Origin of the sequence: Pyrobaculum islandicum DSM 4184, from assembly GCF_000015205.1 — an archaeon.
Lineage (GTDB): Archaea > Thermoproteota > Thermoprotei > Thermoproteales > Thermoproteaceae > Pyrobaculum > Pyrobaculum islandicum.
On record NC_008701.1, the window covers coordinates 491244 to 508827 of the forward strand.

General features: G+C 44.0%; 19 protein-coding genes. 15 read left to right on the forward strand and 4 right to left on the reverse strand.

What is annotated here, in order from left to right; all coding sequences use genetic code 11:
• Window positions 1-4: 4 nt before the first annotated feature.
• From serS to PISL_RS02735, 5 genes are all read left to right on the forward strand, one after another.
• Window positions 5-1351: a serine--tRNA ligase gene (serS, locus tag PISL_RS02715; protein ID WP_011762283.1), complete on the forward strand. Its 1347-nt coding sequence runs from the start codon at window positions 5-7 to the stop codon at window positions 1349-1351.
• Window positions 1352-1450: 99 nt separating this feature from the next.
• Window positions 1451-1957: a hypothetical protein gene (locus tag PISL_RS02720; protein ID WP_011762284.1), complete on the forward strand. Its 507-nt coding sequence runs from the start codon at window positions 1451-1453 to the stop codon at window positions 1955-1957.
• Window positions 1954-2607, forward strand: a complete 654-nt coding sequence (pyrH, locus tag PISL_RS02725) for a UMP kinase (RefSeq protein WP_011762285.1) — start codon at window positions 1954-1956, stop codon at window positions 2605-2607. Before PISL_RS02720 ends, pyrH begins: the two co-directional genes overlap by 4 nt.
• Window positions 2608-2726: 119 nt before the next feature.
• Window positions 2727-3140, forward strand: coding sequence for an HIT family protein (locus PISL_RS02730; protein WP_011762286.1), 414 nt, complete (start codon window positions 2727-2729; stop codon window positions 3138-3140).
• A gap of 31 nt (window positions 3141-3171) precedes the next feature.
• On the forward strand, window positions 3172-3633 hold the full coding sequence (locus tag PISL_RS02735) for a sigma factor-like helix-turn-helix DNA-binding protein (RefSeq protein WP_011762287.1): 462 nt from the start codon (window positions 3172-3174) through the stop codon (window positions 3631-3633).
• Here the strand turns inward: PISL_RS02735 and PISL_RS02740 are convergent, their stop codons facing one another.
• Entirely contained in the window at window positions 3634-4839 is a 1206-nt protein-coding gene (locus PISL_RS02740; protein WP_011762288.1) for a redox-regulated ATPase YchF, read from the reverse strand.
• 29 nt (window positions 4840-4868) lie between these two features.
• Between PISL_RS02740 and PISL_RS02745 the strand changes: the two genes are divergently transcribed.
• From PISL_RS02745 to hsp20, 4 genes are read left to right on the forward strand one after another with little or no spacing between them, the layout of a single operon-like run.
• Entirely contained in the window at window positions 4869-6080 is a 1212-nt protein-coding gene (locus PISL_RS02745) for a hypothetical protein (protein WP_167827605.1), read from the forward strand.
• Between the two features lie 29 nt (window positions 6081-6109).
• The gene (locus PISL_RS02750; RefSeq protein ID WP_011762290.1) at window positions 6110-8086 is read left to right on the forward strand and encodes a CBS domain-containing protein; all 1977 of its coding nucleotides are present in this window, start codon (window positions 6110-6112) and stop codon (window positions 8084-8086) included.
• Between the two features lie 33 nt (window positions 8087-8119).
• On the forward strand, window positions 8120-10336 hold the full coding sequence (locus PISL_RS02755) for a CDC48 family AAA ATPase (protein WP_011762291.1): 2217 nt from the start codon (window positions 8120-8122) through the stop codon (window positions 10334-10336).
• 32 nt (window positions 10337-10368) lie between these two features.
• On the forward strand, window positions 10369-10890 hold the full coding sequence (gene hsp20 / locus PISL_RS02760) for an archaeal heat shock protein Hsp20 (protein WP_011762292.1): 522 nt from the start codon (window positions 10369-10371) through the stop codon (window positions 10888-10890).
• On the opposite strand, the gene PISL_RS02765 is transcribed toward hsp20, so the two are convergent.
• Window positions 10887-11336, reverse strand: coding sequence for a DUF2258 domain-containing protein (locus tag PISL_RS02765; protein WP_011762293.1), 450 nt, complete (start codon window positions 11334-11336; stop codon window positions 10887-10889). The two genes, hsp20 and PISL_RS02765, sit on opposite strands and share 4 nt — an antisense overlap.
• Before the next feature lie 65 nt (window positions 11337-11401).
• Here PISL_RS02765 and PISL_RS02770 point away from each other — a divergent pair, with 65 nt between their 5' ends.
• From PISL_RS02770 to PISL_RS02795, 5 genes are all read left to right on the forward strand, one after another.
• Window positions 11402-12490: an SPOUT family RNA methylase gene (locus PISL_RS02770; RefSeq protein ID WP_011762294.1), complete on the forward strand. Its 1089-nt coding sequence runs from the start codon at window positions 11402-11404 to the stop codon at window positions 12488-12490.
• Between the two features lie 34 nt (window positions 12491-12524).
• Window positions 12525-12944: a 30S ribosomal protein S11 gene (locus tag PISL_RS02775; RefSeq protein ID WP_011762295.1), complete on the forward strand. Its 420-nt coding sequence runs from the start codon at window positions 12525-12527 to the stop codon at window positions 12942-12944.
• 427 nt (window positions 12945-13371) lie between these two features.
• Window positions 13372-14469 carry an AmmeMemoRadiSam system radical SAM enzyme gene (gene amrS, locus PISL_RS02785; protein WP_053240287.1) on the forward strand — a complete coding sequence of 366 codons (1098 nt, stop codon included), beginning with the start codon at window positions 13372-13374 and terminating at the stop codon, window positions 14467-14469.
• A 22-nt stretch (window positions 14470-14491) separates the two neighbouring features.
• Entirely contained in the window at window positions 14492-15148 is a 657-nt protein-coding gene (locus tag PISL_RS02790; protein ID WP_053240288.1) for a DUF47 domain-containing protein, read from the forward strand.
• Complete coding sequence (locus PISL_RS02795) at window positions 15149-15925, forward strand: hypothetical protein (protein ID WP_011762299.1); 777 nt, start codon at window positions 15149-15151, stop codon at window positions 15923-15925. It abuts the gene before it with no gap.
• On the opposite strand, the gene PISL_RS02800 is transcribed toward PISL_RS02795, so the two are convergent.
• Window positions 15882-16553, reverse strand: coding sequence for an MBL fold metallo-hydrolase (locus tag PISL_RS02800; protein WP_011762300.1), 672 nt, complete (start codon window positions 16551-16553; stop codon window positions 15882-15884). The two genes, PISL_RS02795 and PISL_RS02800, sit on opposite strands and share 44 nt — an antisense overlap.
• Before the next feature lie 38 nt (window positions 16554-16591).
• Complete coding sequence (cc1, locus tag PISL_RS02805; RefSeq protein ID WP_011762245.1) at window positions 16592-16765, reverse strand: DNA-binding protein CC1; 174 nt, start codon at window positions 16763-16765, stop codon at window positions 16592-16594.
• A 230-nt stretch (window positions 16766-16995) separates the two neighbouring features.
• Between cc1 and PISL_RS02810 the strand changes: the two genes are divergently transcribed.
• Complete coding sequence (locus tag PISL_RS02810) at window positions 16996-17346, forward strand: Rab family GTPase (RefSeq protein WP_245218452.1); 351 nt, start codon at window positions 16996-16998, stop codon at window positions 17344-17346.
• The last annotated feature ends 238 nt before the right edge of the window (window positions 17347-17584 follow it).

The window sequence follows — 17584 nt, forward strand, 5'->3', positions numbered from 1 at the left end:
ACTAATGTCCTACAGTGTATTAGAAGCGCTTAGGAATAACCCTGACTATGTTAAAAAGGTGTTAACTGCAAGAAGGCTCGACACGTCGCTGGTAGACAAATTTTTAGAGCTGGATAAGAAATGGCGGCAACTGAAAAAAGAGGTTGATGAGCTAAGACATGTTTATAACCAGCTTTCAAAAGAGGGCGCAAAGGCGCCTCCTGAAAGAAGAAGAGAGATTGTAGAAAAGGCACGTGAACTTGCGGCAAAGCTTGAAAACTTGGAAAAAGAGGTGGAAAAAATTGAAAGAGAGAGGGAAGACCTTCTCTGGAGTTTTCCAAACTTAATTCATGACTCTGTCCCCATATGTCCAGAGGGTGTAGATTCAATTCCAGTAAGGTATGGAGGGGTCGTCAAAGTCGCTAAAGATGCCGTGGGGACTCTCAAAGACGTAGAGTATGTAATAGTGGATAAACTCCCTATAGGCCATGCGGATATGGCCGAGGTTGTCCTAGGGATGGTGGATACCCTCAAGGCAGGGGAGGTGGCAGGAAGCCGCTTTTACTATCTTCTTGACGATTTAGTATGGCTAGATTTTGCCTTAGCTATGTACGCTATGGATCGTCTGGCTCAAAAAGGATTTAGACCAATTATACCGCCATATATGTTAAAATTTGACGTAATTAAGAGAGTGCTCGACTTTGACACATTTAGAGATGCTATCTATAAGATAGAGGGCGAGGATTTATACCTAATAGCGACGGCGGAGCATGGAATAGCGGCCTATCTATACAAGAGAGAACTTGTAGAAGACGAGCTCCCGCTCTTGTTTGTGGGGTGGTCTCCCTGTTTTAGAAAAGAGGCAGGGGCCGGCAGTAGGGATCTAAAGGGGATTTTTAGAGTCCATATATTCCACAAGGTGGAACAGTTTGTATTTTCGCTCCCTGAAGACTCTTGGAGGTGGCATGAGGAGATAACAAAAAACACAGAGGAGCTTATAAAAGATTTGGGTCTGCCGTATAGAGTAGTAAACATATGTGCTCACGACCTAGGCGCGCCTGCGGCAAAGAAATACGACATTGAGGTATGGTACCCAGCCCAAAGCATGTATAGAGAGTTGGCGAGTTGTTCAAACGTAACAGATTGGCAGTCGTATAGGCTAGGTATCAGGGTGACTAGGAAGGGCATGAGACGCGAGTTTGTACATACGCTAAACTGCACTGGGCTTGCCACTACGCGTACTATTACGGCGATATTAGAAAACTTTCAAAGAGAAGATGGCGTAGTTGAAATACCAAAAGTACTAAGGCCATATTTAGAGCCTATTAAGGCCGCTCCCAAGGACTATATATACCCAAAGAAGAGAAGTTAGTCAGCGTTTAGATCCCTCGTCATAAGTCAGTTAGCCTGGAGTCGTCACCTAACTTAAAAATCTAGCACTAACTTTTTTAACTATAGACGACTATTGGCCGTGTCGGCGCATAACGTTGTAGTCGGCATAATTTCGGAGGCCCTTGTAGACCTTTTAAAGAGGATGTGTGAATGTGAAAAGCTTAAAGAGTTGCATGTTAAAGATTTTGAACTTGCCAAAGTAGCTGATGAAGTTACAAAGGCGATTTCAGAGGGGCGAGAGGGCGATTTTGGCCCCGTGGTAGTAAGGTTGCAAAAGAAGTTTTTAGGTAGGCGTGAGATAAAGGTCTGGCTATTTGGAAGAGAAATTGACGTAGATTCTTTACTGTCTGAAATATCTAAGGCAAAGTCGAGGGTGTCTTGGCTTTTAAATGATTGTTCTGATCAAGCTCTAATAGAGACTCTCTATAAATACGAAGATAGATATCTAATTGAAGTTGTCCAGAGGAATTTCAATGAAATAAGAAAAGTTTGTTCAAGGGAGGTTCCAAAGCTGGTCTTTGGCGACGTACCAACTTACGTTATTGAAGGAGTTACAAGAGGAATAGAGACTTATTTGAGTAAATGACGTTGGTAATTAAGCTTTCGGGACGTGTGTTTGAAGATGAAGAGCTGATTTTTAAATACGCTCGGGTGATCAAAGCGTACAGCGGCAAAGTTGGTGTGGTAACAGGCGGTGGGGAGATAGCGAGGAGATATATCTCTATAGCTAAACGGGGGGGTGCATCTTATACATTTCAAGATCTCCTCGGTATATACGCCAGCCGCCTAAATGCATTACTTTTCATCTCTCTTTTAGAAGACGCATGTCCCATTGTGCCTACAAATATAGAGGAGTTTCTAGACGCTTGGCGCCGCTGTCGGATAACAGTGACTGGAGGCTTTCAGCCAGGCCAATCTACTGCCACCGTCGCCGCACTCGTAGCAGAAGCTGTGAAAGCGCCTGTTTTGTTGAACGCAGCTAATATTGACGCTGTATATAGCGAAGACCCAAAAATAAATCCAAACGCTAAAAGACTCCCAGTTCTGACATACGACGAATTCGAAAGAATACTTAAGTCGTCTGTATTACCAGGGGGCTATGAATTAATGGACACATGGAGCATTTCGATTTTAAAGAGAAATTGTATCACCACATATATATTCGATGGAAGAAAGCCAGAGCATATAGAGGCTGTTATGAGGGGAGAGAACCCGGGGAGTAAAATAACATGCTAGGAAGTGTGTGAACCCCGCGGCAGGGGGTCTTTTCACAGACGCCCTACTTTGGGCTACTCTAGACCCCCCACCAAATTTTAGATGACCACATGTTTTAAATGCTTTAATATCTAGACCCTATGGATTGTATATTTTGTAAAATAGTGAGAGGGGAGGCACCTGCGTGGAAAGTATATGAAGATGGAGAGTTCATAGTTATATTAGACAAATATCCAGCATCCTATGGGCATCTACTTGTGGTATCGAAAGAACACTATACTAATGTAATAGATGCCCCAGTGGAGAAAGTTGTTAAAGGTTTTGAGATAGCCACAAAGCTTGCAAAAGCTTGGGCTAAGTTAGGAGCTCCTGGTGTAAACATAGTAACAAACGCAGGGCGTGACGCAGGTCAAATGGTATATCACCTACATATACATGTGATCCCCAGATGGGGCGGCAAGTTGACGTGGCATGGGAGAGAGGAGATTAGAGAGGAAGAGGCTAGGGAAGTTGTAGAAAAACTTCAAAGAGTATTACCAGAGTATTTTAAGTAGGTAATTTTAGCTAGGTACGTCTACTACAACGGTGAAACTTACTGCGACTGAAAAGAAAGTTGCAGAACTATATTCAAGAGGCTTAAGACCTAGAGAAATAGCCGAGACGCTCGGTATATCTATAAACACGGTATATAAGGCTTTGTCGAAAGCGCGTAAAACGCTAGAGGTAGTAGAACCCCCGGCTAACCATTATATATTTAGCTTCCCCATATACACATACTCCATAAATATTTCCGCCACTCCCGTATCTATATCTTCTAGCGGGGCGTTTCTTGTACAAAATCTCCATGACATGATCCTGAAGAAACTTGACGAGATCCTCGCCTTGCTCAGCTCAGAGAGACGCGAACCGCGTACGGCTCAAAATAATACGACTTCTAACCAGACATATGTGAGACTTGAGGGGGAGGGCCGTAATGGAAATGGCCATATGCCTGAGTTATTGAAGAAAAACATATGGATATCGCTTCTGAGAAACAAGGCGGTTTAATCATCTGGCGAGTATTTTTATAATTAGGCCTTGAAAAACTGTCTCATCTGCGGCCAACTTTCTTCCGCTTTTTACATCAATTGCTGCGATAAATCTTTCGCCAAGTTCCGTATGTATAGCATAAGCGACATCTCTTGCGGTGTATGTATGCGGCACTAGCAATAAATCCGGTAAAACGTTGCCGTTCTTATCACTTAACCTTCTTTCATCTTCAACGGGATAAATTGCCACGTATTTTATTGCATCGAATACTGCAGCGTTGATAGCTTTGGTCACGCCTGTCGAACCCCACTTCTTTAATAATTCCGCTATTTTGTCTAACGCCGATTTTTGTTGTGGCGTTAGCTGGCCCACTACTTCGAAACTCTGGTCGCCTGGCTTGTATTTAATAAGCCCTTTTGCCGCCGCCCGTCTTAAGGCCAATTCAGCCTCGGCGGATGTGGGCACAATGATTCTATTAGGAAGCGTCTCTCTTAGTTTTTTATACCCCTCTTCGCCCTCTGGAAGGTCGATTTTATTTGCCGCTATTACAATAGGCTTGCTGTATTCTCTAACTAAGTGGCTAAATTTTACGAGGTCTTCGTCACTCCATTTGCTTGGAGATTTTTTCGCTAGGTCTGCATCTTGAAGCGCTGCCTCTACGTGTGCCCGCCCCATACCTAACCCAGCTAGTTTCTCTAACAGAACTTCAGTTATGTCTCTTTTGCTAAACTCGACATAACGAACAACCCTGTCCCAGTCCCTACGGAGTATAGATGCAATCCACATATCTATCTCTCTCTCAAGGAAATAAACGTCTGAGACAGGGTCGTGAGACCCCGGTTTAACAAGCCTACCTTCTTCGTCTGTAGACCCTGAGGCGTCTACGACGTGTATAAGGACGGGGGCTCTCCTTAAGTGGTCTAGAAACTGGTTTCCCAACCCCCTCCCTTGCCACGCGCCAGGGACGAGCCCAGCTACATCTATTAACTCCACTGGCGCAAAACACACGCCGTCAAGCACTATGTAGCTTCTGGGGTTACATCTAATGTTTGTACAGGGGCATGTCTCTATTCTTACATATCCAATGCCTATGTTAGGATCTATTGTGGTAAATGGTATGGGAGAAATCTTGACATCTTTTAGAGTTGCTGCTGCAAAAAAAGTTGATTTGCCGGCGTTTGGCTTGCCTACAATGCCTATCTGTACTCTGGCTTGAGTCACCACGTATATATTTCGGGGTTATGTTTATAAAAATGCGGCGCGCCATCGTTATTTTAATAACTATAGCCCTCCTCTTGGTAAATCCAGTTTTAGGTATCACTACGGCGTTTTTCTATATAACTAGACGCTACATAATTACATATGCTGTTTTGTGGCGACGTCTGTTGAAATGTGAAATCTTCACGCCGTTGATTACATCAGCGAGCCTTATCGCATCGCTTCTTTCACCACACGCGGGCATTGCTAAGGCAATTGTCATCTCTTTGGGAGGAATTGCCCTATATCTCGCTCCCACGATGCCCCGCCTTTCTCGTGCCATCTCTCTATTTACGCTTGGACTGTCGATAGAGACGCCATTTAAGTTGTTCACAGTACTACTCTTTATTTCCATAGCTTTTCTAGTTTACAAAGCGACTTCGTGTGGCTATATTTGTCAAAAGGTTGCAACGGCGCCGGAGGGAGACCTAGGCTATATACCACAGTTAGGTCTAGTTTGTGTATTTGAGAAGGACGGCAACGATATGCACACTCTCCTATTCCGCTATAACAATTGGCACGTGAAGTGCACATATGCTATATGTAGAGCTGTAGATAAAGAATCGTTTTACAGCGAGGTAGGCACGCTAGACAGATATCTGCCAGAGCCCGTTGCCGAGGATTTCAAAGGGCTTATACATATAGTCGCTCCGTCTCAAACCGCGCTTAGGATTGTAGGTAAGTACTTTAAAACGGCAGTGGTGATAGGCAATATAGAAGCGTCACAGAGACGCCTAGTTTCGATTTCTAAGTTAAAGCCGGATGTTGTCGCTACGGTATTTAGGACCGTTATGGGATTGTCTGTGGAACAAAGCGTTTTAGTAAGAGAGCTGTTATCTCGCGGATCTAGAGAGGAGTTGTTAACATGGTCTTTACGCCATCCCTGGCTCAGACCTCTTTACGATCTTTGGGACGGGGGTGAGGAGCCTATAGGCATTGTAAAAAGTATTTTTCCAGATCAGATAGGGACGTTTGAGTCTCTGTTATATGCATATACCAAGAGGATTCCGGTGTTGACCGATAGAGCCGACATAGCAAATATCGCGGCCGAGCTAGGTATTTTAACCTTTTTTATCACAGACAGTCCCCGGGACAATTTCATAATCCTAGGCCCTGTAGTTGTCAAAAGAGCAGATCGGGAGCTCAAGATAGAGGGGGGCAGATATATCGTACATTTAAACGGAGCGCTTTATGCAGACGAATTGTAATTTTTTTAAAGTGATACGTAGCTCGACGTGTGTTAAAGAAAGAAGAAGTTAAAAAAGTCGTGAGGCCCGAAGCCCCTCAATATGTGAAAGACGTTGTTGAACATCCTCCGTTTAGAGTTACTACAAACACGACTCTGGAGACTCTCGCCTCGTATCTGAGAAAATTCCCAATCGACGTAGTGCCTGTGTTTAAATCTATCTTTTCAGAAGACGTAGCTGGAGTTGTATATCCACATACATCCCTCTTGATAAAAAGTAAGAAGCTAGATGCCAAAATAGGCGATTTCTTAAATCCGCCGATCGTAGTCAAGGAGAGTTGGAAAATAGAGAACGTTGCCGAGATTTTAATAGCGGAATCTAAGTGGGGCGCAGTTGTAGTAGATGAAGAGGGGAAATACGTCGGAATTGTGACGTTGAGAGGTCTCCTGTCGGCTCTTGCGCTAAAAGAGCCTAAGGCTAAGTCTGTTGCCGCTATTTACACCCCCCTAGGCGAGAAGAAAAGCAGAGCGGGGTTTGTGAAAGCTATTGAGAGAGTATCTAAAATTTTCAAAAAGCTTGTCGGGGGCGAGGTAGATGGCTATGTAGTTCTCAGCAGAGAAAACGGCGCCGTTGGGATTTTGACGATTTGGGACTTTGTAAAGTCGCGGAGGTGGTACAGAGGCGCAGGCGAGCCCAGGCCGCTATTTGGCACTCGCGTGACTAGAGGCGAGAGTAAGCACACGGGAGTTGTAAGAGTGTGGAGAATTATGTTTAGAGGCGTAGCTGTAGCAACGCCTGAAACACCTGTGGAAGAGGTGGCGAAGTATATGGCTACGACTGGGTTATATGTAGTACCAGTCGTCGACAAAGACCAGAGGGTCATAGGAGCTGTAACTGTGTGGGACATACTACATGCATATTTATATGGGCCTAAAGAGGGGAGGGAGGATATAGAGGTTAGAAAAGCTATAGAGATAGTTGTTGAAAAACCGACGTTAGAAACCGCAATAGGGATTAGGCCGTCTAAACACGTCACAGGCTTAAGAGCTAGAGACGTAATGTTAACCGACATACCATCTGTTAATATCAGAGATACGCTTTCGAGAATACGTAAAGTTTTCCTAAGAAGCCGCAGTAGTATAGTCGCTGTATTAGACGACGGCGGAAAGATAGTGGGGTTTATAACTAGGCGCGACTTCCTTACCTATATAGCAGAGAAATCGCTGGGGTACTGGAAGAGACAAAAAGGCAAGATGTTAATATTGAAGGAACAGGTGGCGCCAGGTGAGACGGTGAGAATACTAGTTGAGGAGGGCACTGCCGGAGACATAATGAAGACAAACTATCCAGTTGTTGCTCCAAATACAACAGTAGAGGAGATAGCATATAAGATGTTAGCCGCTGGTACAGACTATGTAGTAATAGTAGGCGAAGACAATACGCCAATTGGCGTAGTGACAAAGGATGAGCTTATAAAGGCGTTTAAAGAGCGTGGCAGAAAAGCAAAAGTAGGAGAGTTAATGACGCCGGCGGAAATCGCCACGGTGAATTTCTTTGCCAGCTTACACTCTGTGATAAAGAAGATAAATGCATATGAGCTAGATGGTGTTGTTGTAACAGAGGGTAACGATATAAAAGGCGTGGTATCTGTAGACGACCTCGCTTTAAGACCTATTGAGGAAACGTTAAGAGGCGAGAAAATCATCTTCTTCACGAAGTCTGGCGTTTTAAGAAAAGTATCAACAGGTCTAAGAAGATTGCGCTATTCTAAAGTCGGCACATTAATGGCATTTGATGTTATGAGACCCGTAAGTCTAAACATCTCTATTAACAACGACGTAGGCGAAATTATAGATAAATTACTTGAAAACGGAGTATTGCCGGTGTTTGATGAACAGGGAAGGTTAGTAGGTGTTCTTAATAAAATGGACATAGTAAAAGACCTTGCCAGGGTGTATATTACATACGCCATGCCTGAGAAAGTTGCAGAGGTAAAAGAGATGGAACGAGAGATCAAACAGTCTTGAAATTCTTTTTATATCTAGGACATTACTTACTGTATGTCTAGTGAGATTACTCTGAAAGTTGCCGAAGCTAGGTCGCGCGATGTTGGTAGAAGTATTGTTAGAATCCCTGTGCGTATAATGAGGAAACTCGGCATAGAGCCTGGCGATTATGTAGAAATCGTTGGTAGAAAGTCGGCCTACGCCCAAGTGTGGCCGGCGTATCCGGAGGACGAGGATAAGGACGTCATTAGGATGGACGGCATCATTAGACAGAACGCCGGCGTTGGCATTGGAGATACTGTAAAAGTTAGAAAGGCAGTCTTAAAATCTGCCCAGAGGGTGGTCTTAGCGCCCACAGAGCCTGTCAGAGTAGACCCGGAGTATCTAAAGAAACAGATACTCCTTGGCAAACCAGTGGCCAGGGGACAGGCGATAGACGTACCTTTCTACGGCGGCGCTATTAGATTCGTCGTGGTGCAAGTGCAGCCCGGCCCAGCGGCCTACGTCTCTATAGACACAGAGGTCACAGTACGCGAAGAGCCTGTAAAAGAGACAGAGCTCTCCATTCCGAGGGTCACTTGGGAGGATATTGGTGATTTGGAGGATGCTAAACAGAAGATTCGTGAGCTTGTGGAGCTTCCTCTTAGGCATCCTGAGTTGTTTAAACATTTGGGTATTGAGCCTCCGAAGGGTATCCTCTTGATTGGCCCCCCTGGCACGGGCAAGACTCTCCTCGCCAAGGCTGTGGCTAACGAGGCCAACGCCTACTTCGTCGCTATAAACGGCCCCGAGATCATGTCGAAGTACTACGGCGAGTCTGAGGCGCGGCTTAGGGAGATTTTCGAAGAGGCGAAGAAAAACGCCCCCGCCATAATCTTCATAGACGAGATAGACGCCATAGCCCCCAAACGCGAGGAAGTCACGGGAGAGGTAGAAAAGCGAGTGGTGGCACAACTACTAACCCTAATGGACGGACTACAAGAGAGAGGACAAGTAATAGTAATAGGAGCAACCAACCGCCCAGACGCAATAGACCCAGCACTAAGAAGACCAGGAAGATTCGACAGAGAAATCCACATACCTATGCCAGACAAGAGAGCTAGACGTGAAATTCTGGCGGTGCATACACGCAATATGCCGTTATGTACAAAAGCCGATGTTGAGAGTGGGATTTGTGCGCCAGGTGACGAGGTTGACCTAGATAAAATTGCCGAGATGACCCACGGCTACACCGGCGCGGATCTCGCGGCGCTTGCAAAAGAGGCCGCCATGGCGGCGTTAAGAAAGGCTATGAACAAGGGCATAATTAATATTGAACAAGACGTCATACCACAAGAGGTATTAAATAAGTTAAAGGTAGGTATGTCTGACTTTTTAGAAGCTATGAAATATGTACACCCAACAGTACTAAGGGAGGTAATCATTGAGGTTCCCGAGGTGCATTGGGACGACATCGGGGGATACGACACTATAAAACAGGAGCTGAGAGAGATCGTAGAGTGGCCTATGAAGTACAAACACTACTTCGACGAGTTGGGAGTCGAGCCGCCGAAGGGAATCCTCCTCTTTGGGCCGCCCGGCGTGGGGAAGACACTATTTGCAAAAGCAGTGGCCACGGAATCGGGCGCTAACTTCATCGCCGTCAGAGGCCCCGAGCTTCTCTCAAAGTGGGTCGGCGAGTCTGAGAAAGCCATACGTGAGATCTTTAAGAAAGCCCGCATGGCTGCTCCCTGCGTTATATTCTTTGATGAGATAGACTCAATAGCGCCTGCGAGAGGCTCCAGACTTGGTGATTCTGGAGTCACAGATAGAATGGTCAATCAGCTACTCGCCGAGATGGACGGAATAGGCACGCTCAAAAACGTGGTCGTCATGGCTGCCACCAATAGACCTGATATTTTAGATCCGGCATTATTAAGGCCGGGCCGTTTTGATCGAATAATCTACGTCCCACCGCCTGATTTAAAGGCGAGGATAGAAATACTGAAGGTCCATACAAGAAAGATCAAGTTAGGAGATGATGTAAATCTGGAGGAGTTAGCAAAGAAAACCGAAGGCTACACCGGCGCAGACCTTGCGGCGCTTGTAAGAGAGGCGGCAATGCTCGCCCTAAGAGAAACCATAAAAGAGAAAACGCCAAAGGCAAAACCAGTCTCATGGAAGCACTTCGAAGAAGCGCTAAAAAGAATACCACCATCGCTCACCCCAGAGGATATAAGACGTTACGAGGAAATGGCGAAAAGAATTAAACGTGCTGTTGTTGGTCTATAAAAAGTTTAAATAGTAGCACAGGAAGGGTTACTATGTCGATTTTTGATGAATTTGAGAAATTCATGAGGAGATGGCAGAAATTCTTTGAAGAGATAGAGAGACAAATAGAGGAAGACTTTAGAAGATTTTCTTCACAAGTTGGCGGTGGGAGACCACGCTACTATTACTATGGCTTTGAAATTACTGTGGGACCCGACGGAAGACCCGTAGTTAGAGAATTTGGAAATGTAAGGAGAAGACCTGATGTCGAACGTATAGAGGTCGTAGATGAGATTGATCCGCTTACGGACATAGTAGAGGAGGACGACAAGATAAAGGTTGTTGTAGACATGCCAGGGGTAGAGAAGGAGGATATAAAGCTCTACATAAGCGAAGACGGGAAGACGTTAACAATAGACGCTAGGGGTAAGGAGAGGAAGTACCATAAGGAGATCAGGTTGCCAGCCGCCGTAGATCCAAACAAGGCCAAGGCGACGTATAAAAACGGTGTTCTCTCCGTAGAGCTAGAGAAGGTAGAGAAGAAAAAAAGAGGGTTTGAGATAAAGATCGACTAAGGTAGCTCTCTTAGCAATGTTTCGATTTTTTGCTTAATCTCATTTATTCTTCTTTCACACTCTACAACTCTCTTTTCAACCTCCGAGTGGGGTATAAACCACTCTATCTTAGGCTCTCCAAACGTTAACTTTCCGCCTTCTATTATAGCCTCTACTGTTATACGTACAATATCAAGTTTTCCAACGCCCATGGAAATAAGCTTCTCGTAGATCTTCTTATTGAGCTCAGAGGTTGCCCTCACTATCTCCTCCCGCGGTAGTACACCCCCAAATACTGCGAAAGCAGTCCGTCTTAGTTTATCTGCAAACCTAGCCGCCACAACTACGCCGGTTCTAATTTCATACCTATTTGGCGCCTTGACCACATGTCCGCCGTATAACTCAACATTTTCCTGCGCTTTTTCAAGGTCTCTCTGTATGTTCTCCTCTAGCTTCCAAGCTGCCATGACTAAATATTATTATATATTTAAGTTATTAAGTTAGATTTTTTTGTCTACCGCGTGTACCGTTTATGGATTTGATAATAAAGGTGAGAAGAGGGTTTGAGAAAGTTGTAGCCTCGATAATAAAGGAGCTTCTGGGTTCTGCTGTCGAGGTAACTCCCGCGCCCCAAGGTTATCTCGGCATAGTTTTTGTAAATGGAGTTGGTGCCGGTAAGTGGGAAATTGCAAAAATGTTAGTGGAAAAGGTGCCAGAAGCTGACAAAGTGCTTGTGGTGGAGGGCGTGACAAAAGCCGAACTTCCCGAAATAGAGAGAGTTGCTGTGGAAGTTGCTAAGAGGTATATAAAGAGCGGCGACACCTTTGCAATTCGAACTACCAGAAGGGGGGTACACAGCTTTACTTCTATAGACGTAAATGTGAGAGTTGGCGCCGCCGTGAAAGAAGCAACAGACGCCGAGGTCGATCTAGAAGAACCATCTAAGCCGTTATATATTGAGATATTTCAAGATATTGCCGCCATTTGTATTCCGGCCACGAGAGAATATAGGAAACTAAGACGTGACAAACCACTGCCGTTAGAGACGTTTAGAAAAGTTGCAATAGGCCAGTTTATCTATGAAGGAGATGAGGAGGCTGTGCGAAAAATGGGAGAGAGAATAGGCAGAGCAGCACAAACCTTTGAAGTTGGTGAGCTTACAATCTTGCTTTACAAGCAGACGTCTGGAAAAACGCTGAGGTTGTTTTTAGAAGCTGTAGAGGAGGGCATAGAGAGTAGATACCAAATACAGGTGAAAAGCTATGGAAGAGCTGTGTGGAAAGTCCCCATATATGTTTACGAGTTATATCAATATGTAAGAGATAGAGTGGGAGAGCCCTTGGTAGTTACAGATCCTAAGGGGGACTATATAACACATGTCAAAGATAAATTAGCAGAGTTATTCAAGGCAGAGAGAGTAAACTTTTTAATAGGGTCTAGAGAGGGGGTGCCGCCTGGCGTATTTCGTTTCGCATCTCTAGTAGTAGATTTAGTGCCCGAGGTCACCATTGCCACAGATTTTGTAATACCTTCGCTAGCTGTGGCTATCGCAAGCGCGCTAGAGGAAGCAAACGCCTTGCCTAAATATGTTGGGAAAAAGAGACCGAGATCCTCAGAGTGAAAAAGATAAATAGCCCTCATCATATCGAGTTTCGATGTCAGCTACAGAACAGCCGCAGCAGCAACAACAGAAGTTGAGGTGGGGCATAGCGTGGATATATTCATCTTCAAATAATACGATAATTACTATAACAGATTTAACAGGTGCCGAAACTGTAGCTCGCGTAAGCGGCGGCATGGTAGTACGTGCAGATAAAGATAAACCATCTCCCTGGGCGGCGATGCAAGCTGCTTACAAAGCGGCGCAATTAGCTCTTGCAAGAGGTATAAATGCAGTACATATAAAAGTGAGGGGACCCGGCGGCTATGGCATGAAAGTGCCCGGCCCCGGCGCCTCGGCTGCAATAAGAGCCCTAGCTAGGTCCGGCCTTATAATTGGGAGGATAGAAGACGTCACTCCAATACCACATGATACAATAAGGCCGCCAAGCGGGCGCAAGGGGAGGAGAGTCTAATGGAGAAAAAGGACTGTCTATTCACCATACTTGACTTTTGTAGTAATCGTAACTCTCGCGGAGTTCCTAATGATCTGCTTAAACAAGCTAGAATAAAAGCCCGCAAATTAATCATAGTTAGCAAATGTGGAGATGTTAGAGAGATTTTTTCAGCAATACGTATCATTGCCGGCGAAAACATGGATTTTCCAATGCGCCATTATCATGAGGTAGAGATCCAGGAAATAGCTAAGTTAGAGAGGTGTAGCACATTTGAAGTTTTAAACCTCTAAACTATATATGTTTAGTGATGACAAGGCATTTATGGCCTCATATGGCCGGCGCTGGAACAGCTGAGTTAAACGGGTTGATGAGAAAAGCTTTGTGAATTGTGAACGCGCTGAGCTACGCTGACCAAACATTTTTTATTATAAAAAGCGGTTTTGCTGTGGAAGCTGTACTTAGTAAGAAATTGTCAGATGGCAGAATAGAGTGTTTGGCTTGTGCCAGGAGATGTAAGTTAAGAGAGGGCCAGACGGGGTTCTGTGGTGTTAGAACTGTAAGAGACGGAGTCTTAAGGCTCGATGTATACGGCTTAATTTCTGCCATAGCTGTAGATCCAATAGAAAAAAAGCCGTTGACACATTTCTACCCAGGGGCTTTAGTTCTCTCGTTTTCAACTTTTGGATGTAACTGGGCTTGTCAATATTGTCAAAACTACGAGCTAAGCCAGAGGAGGAGAGCTGAAGGTTTTGAAGTTACGCCGGAGTTATTGGTAAAGATTGCAGAAAGCTACGGAGCCCACGGAATTACATACACATATAACGAGCCGTCAATTTTCATAGAGTTTGCCCACGACGTCGGCATATTAGCCCGTTCAAAAGGGCTCTTTAATACCTTTGTCACCAATGGCTATATGACCCCGGAGGCTGTGAAATACGCAAGCGAGTTTTTAGATGCGGCAACTGTAGACTTCAAAGGAAATGCAGACGAGAAATTCCTAAGGAGATATGTGTATATTACTGACGCAGAGCCCATCTTTGAGACTCTCGCAGAGATGAAAAAATATGGCATATGGGTAGAGATAACAGATCTTGTCGTGCCTGAAGTTGGCGACGACTTAGAAAAGGCTAGAAAACTCGTGAGACGGATAATAGATATATTAGGGCCAGAAGTCCCAATACACTTCCTACGCTTCCACCCAGATTACAACATGCGCCACCTCTTTCCAACACCTATAGAGACCTTGGAAAAACATGTAGAGGTCGCCAAGGAGGAGGGGGCAAAATATGCCTACGTGGGCAACGTGCCTGGCCACCGTTATGAACACACCTACTGTCCAGAGTGTGGGCGTGTGGTAATCAAGAGAAGGGGCTTTGACATCTTAGAAATAAACCTTATAGAGAAGGGGGGAGAATACAGATGTAAGTTCTGTGGCGCCAAGATTAACATAAAGGGGCGTATTATGCCAACGTGGAGAGAGGAGTTTCGCTTTGTCTATGTGCCGATACATGCATTTGCCAAGTGGGTCAAGCGCGAATCTTAATAAATAGTAATATAATAGAGTGGTGCAACGGCTGAAAAAGATTTTTTCAAGCGGTTTAGAAGACATAAGGACCAAATTAAAAGTCCACATAGGTCTCTCATTCGAATCTCTTCGCATATTGCAGGAGTTGATATCTGCAAAATCTATTGACAAGAGCTTTGTAGACGAGGCGCTGAGAAAAGTGACAGCTTTAGAGAGAGAGGGCGACGAGATAGTCAGAGACTTGGTAGATAGAGTTGCCCAGGGAGCTGTTGTGCCGACAATCACAAATGTGGTTTTAATTCTGCTTGATAACGTAGATAATATCCTCGACTTGATATATTTCGCGATTAAAGAAATCAGAAGAGGCTACCACTTGTGGTCAAGCGACCAGATATATACAATTATTATCACAGAGGTAAAAGAAATGCTCGATCTTATAAAAACTATGCTAGAATATTTCCAAAACATGCTTAATGCAAAAGGAGATGAGGATATCAGGCGATATGCGCGCCTCATAAGTTCTCTCGAAGAAGAAATTGACGAAATAAAGGAGAATATATTAGACAAAGCCTACGGGCTCCAACTAAACGCCGTAGAGTTCAACCATTTAATCTCCTTGGTATATACAGCTGATAAAATAGCCGACAATATACAAGACGCGGCCTACCACCTGGCAACTATCTCAACATCAATATAAATGGAAGACCTAGAAGATATATACACATTTTTACTAGCCCTCATACTGATATATAACAATTCGTTAGTGCTTCTAGGCCCCACCGCATGGGGCACGGGCGTCGGGCCTAGAAGATCTTTTATAATCGCCGTGGCGGGACAACTTCTAGGCATATCCACAAGCCATATGTCACACATACACGTGGGGACAAGCGAATTCCTATATATCGCGGCCCTTTACACCGCGTTGTCTATAGCTAAGATAAGCATACCAATATCTATAGTAGGATATGCTATATACTCACTCAGGCCAGACGCCGTAATTCTGTGGTTGACATCGCCCACAGTCTCTCTTATAGTTTTCCCACTATGTAAATTATTAAAAAGAAGCGACATAATGATATTACCATCGCTTTTCTTACTGATGTACGTATTCGGATATAACAACGTGGCGTTATTTTCACGCAATATACCACTAGCCACATTAGCGGTTGTAGTCGGAACATATCTTGGTCTCGGCTTTTCACGGTGGGTGGCAGATCTGGCGGCGCTCAGGCCAAGAACCGTAGTGGCAATAAACTTAGCTACTATAATTGGCGCGTTTATTGGAATATCATTTAACATACCTGTATCATTTACATTAGTCGCCTACTCTGCGATGTTAGTTGCCTCATTAAGCTCTAGTATAAGATTAATAAAGATAGAGAAATTCGTAAGAGCTTACGTCGGAATAATTATAGCGTTAATAGCCGCCGCTATATTTCCCGCTCTAAAATCACTACTTCTATCCCTGGTTTAACAAGCCGTTTAAACTCTTCGGCTTCTCTCCTCGAGCCCACTATTGCGCCATAGTGCATTGGTATAGCTACCTTTGGCTCTATTGTGTTTACAAACTCGGCGGCTTCAGAAGGCGTCATTACGTATACGCCAGACACAGGCACTAGAGCTACGTCTGTTTTTATATCTCTAAACTCTGGTATAAAGTCGCTATCTCCAGCGTGGAATATACTAACGTCGCCCCACTTTATAAGATATGCCACTCTTCCATCTTGCTTGGGGTGAAATACCACACCACGCGCAATATCTCTATATTTGTTTATATTATACGCTGGATAAGTCGTAACTTGGATATTTTCAATGCTCTTTGTCTCACCTGGCGTCACCTCTACGATATCTGTGACAACTTTGCCTACACATTGCCTGGCGATCTTTGGCGCAACCACTATAGTAGACGGCTTCTTTAACCGCTGAATAGACGGTGGATCGCAATGGTCAAAATGTTCATGAGTAATAAGCACAATATCGGCCTTAGGCTCGCCAAGTTGTATCTGGTATGGATCTATGTATAAAACCGCGCCTTCTCCGACAATTCTAAAAGCGTCATGCCCTAACCAATATATGGTCAGATTTTTGAACCTATATGGCATAAAAAAGAGTGGAGGTTAAAAAATATTTTTATTTTTCCTTATTTCTTTTTGCCGATTAGTCTGTAGACTTTTATTCCTGTGTATGGGGATTTTGCTACTGCAAATAACATCGGCCCGCGGGCAGTCTGCTTCTCAACAACCTCATACTGATCAGTCTCAAACGCCTGCTTCGCCTTAATATCGTAGAACTTCAACTTCTGCTTCTTGGACATGTGTTGACAATACTCATTGGTTTATAAAGCTTTTGTTTAATTTGGATACTGTATTTTATTCTACAGTATTCTTTATGAAATAAATATTGGGGATGTTCTATTTCTTCTTTGTTTTATTTATGTAGTTTTTCTCTTTCTGTATATTCTATATTGCTCTAGACCTTTTTTTGTAGGCCTCAATCTAAATAGTAAAGATAAGAAAATACATTACATTCAGTATTTAAAGGGACGTGGCTCTCTTATCGATATATATGGTGTATAGAAAAGTTGTTGCTATATTAGGCGTTGGCGGAGTCGGAAAGACCATTTTTGCTTATAGAATACTTAAGATATCGGATACGCCTGTACTTACGCTAAGACCTAGTTATTATAGAATTTACCTCGGAGATTTAGAAGTCGATTTAGTAGATGTGCCAGGTCAACGCGTATTTGACGTGGCGATGAAGTTCGCCTCATTTAAAATACCGGTTATTGACAGACTTATCTATATGTACGATGTGACAAATTACGAGTCTCTTTTCGCAATTTCAGAATTACATACTTTATTCATAGAGAGGGGTTCTCAAGTAGCAAAAGGGTAGTTGTTGTCGGTAATAAGATGGATTTTACGACCGAGATAGGGTTTTATATTGAAGCAAACGAGATTGCAACTTCTATAGGTGCCAAAGAGGTATACTATATATCTACCGTCAGAGACCCCCTGAGGTTTTTGTAAAAATTATATTAGGAGACTATGATTAGACAATTAGAATATTGCTTTAGGCATTATGCGATCTAAATTTTTAGAGTATAATACTTAATGTCTATTTATCAAAGTGC

Bases quoted from the DNA above. Each gene is read 5' to 3' on its own strand.
- serS (WP_011762283.1), top strand. From the start codon at position 5: ATGTCCTACAGTGTATTAGAAGCGCTTAGGAATAACCCTGACTATGTT.
- pyrH (WP_011762285.1), top strand. From the start codon at position 1,954: ATGACGTTGGTAATTAAGCTTTCGGGACGTGTGTTTGAAGATGAAGAG.
- PISL_RS02730 (WP_011762286.1), top strand. From the start codon at position 2,727: ATGGATTGTATATTTTGTAAAATAGTGAGAGGGGAGGCACCTGCGTGG.
- PISL_RS02745 (WP_167827605.1), top strand. From the start codon at position 4,869: ATGCGGCGCGCCATCGTTATTTTAATAACTATAGCCCTCCTCTTGGTA.
- PISL_RS02755 (WP_011762291.1), top strand. From the start codon at position 8,120: ATGTCTAGTGAGATTACTCTGAAAGTTGCCGAAGCTAGGTCGCGCGAT.
- hsp20 (WP_011762292.1), top strand. From the start codon at position 10,369: ATGTCGATTTTTGATGAATTTGAGAAATTCATGAGGAGATGGCAGAAA.
- PISL_RS02765 (WP_011762293.1), bottom strand. From the start codon at position 11,336: ATGGCAGCTTGGAAGCTAGAGGAGAACATACAGAGAGACCTTGAAAAA.
- PISL_RS02770 (WP_011762294.1), top strand. From the start codon at position 11,402: ATGGATTTGATAATAAAGGTGAGAAGAGGGTTTGAGAAAGTTGTAGCC.
- PISL_RS02775 (WP_011762295.1), top strand. From the start codon at position 12,525: ATGTCAGCTACAGAACAGCCGCAGCAGCAACAACAGAAGTTGAGGTGG.
- PISL_RS02795 (WP_011762299.1), top strand. From the start codon at position 15,149: ATGGAAGACCTAGAAGATATATACACATTTTTACTAGCCCTCATACTG.
- PISL_RS02800 (WP_011762300.1), bottom strand. From the start codon at position 16,553: ATGCCATATAGGTTCAAAAATCTGACCATATATTGGTTAGGGCATGAC.
- cc1 (WP_011762245.1), bottom strand. From the start codon at position 16,765: ATGTCCAAGAAGCAGAAGTTGAAGTTCTACGATATTAAGGCGAAGCAG.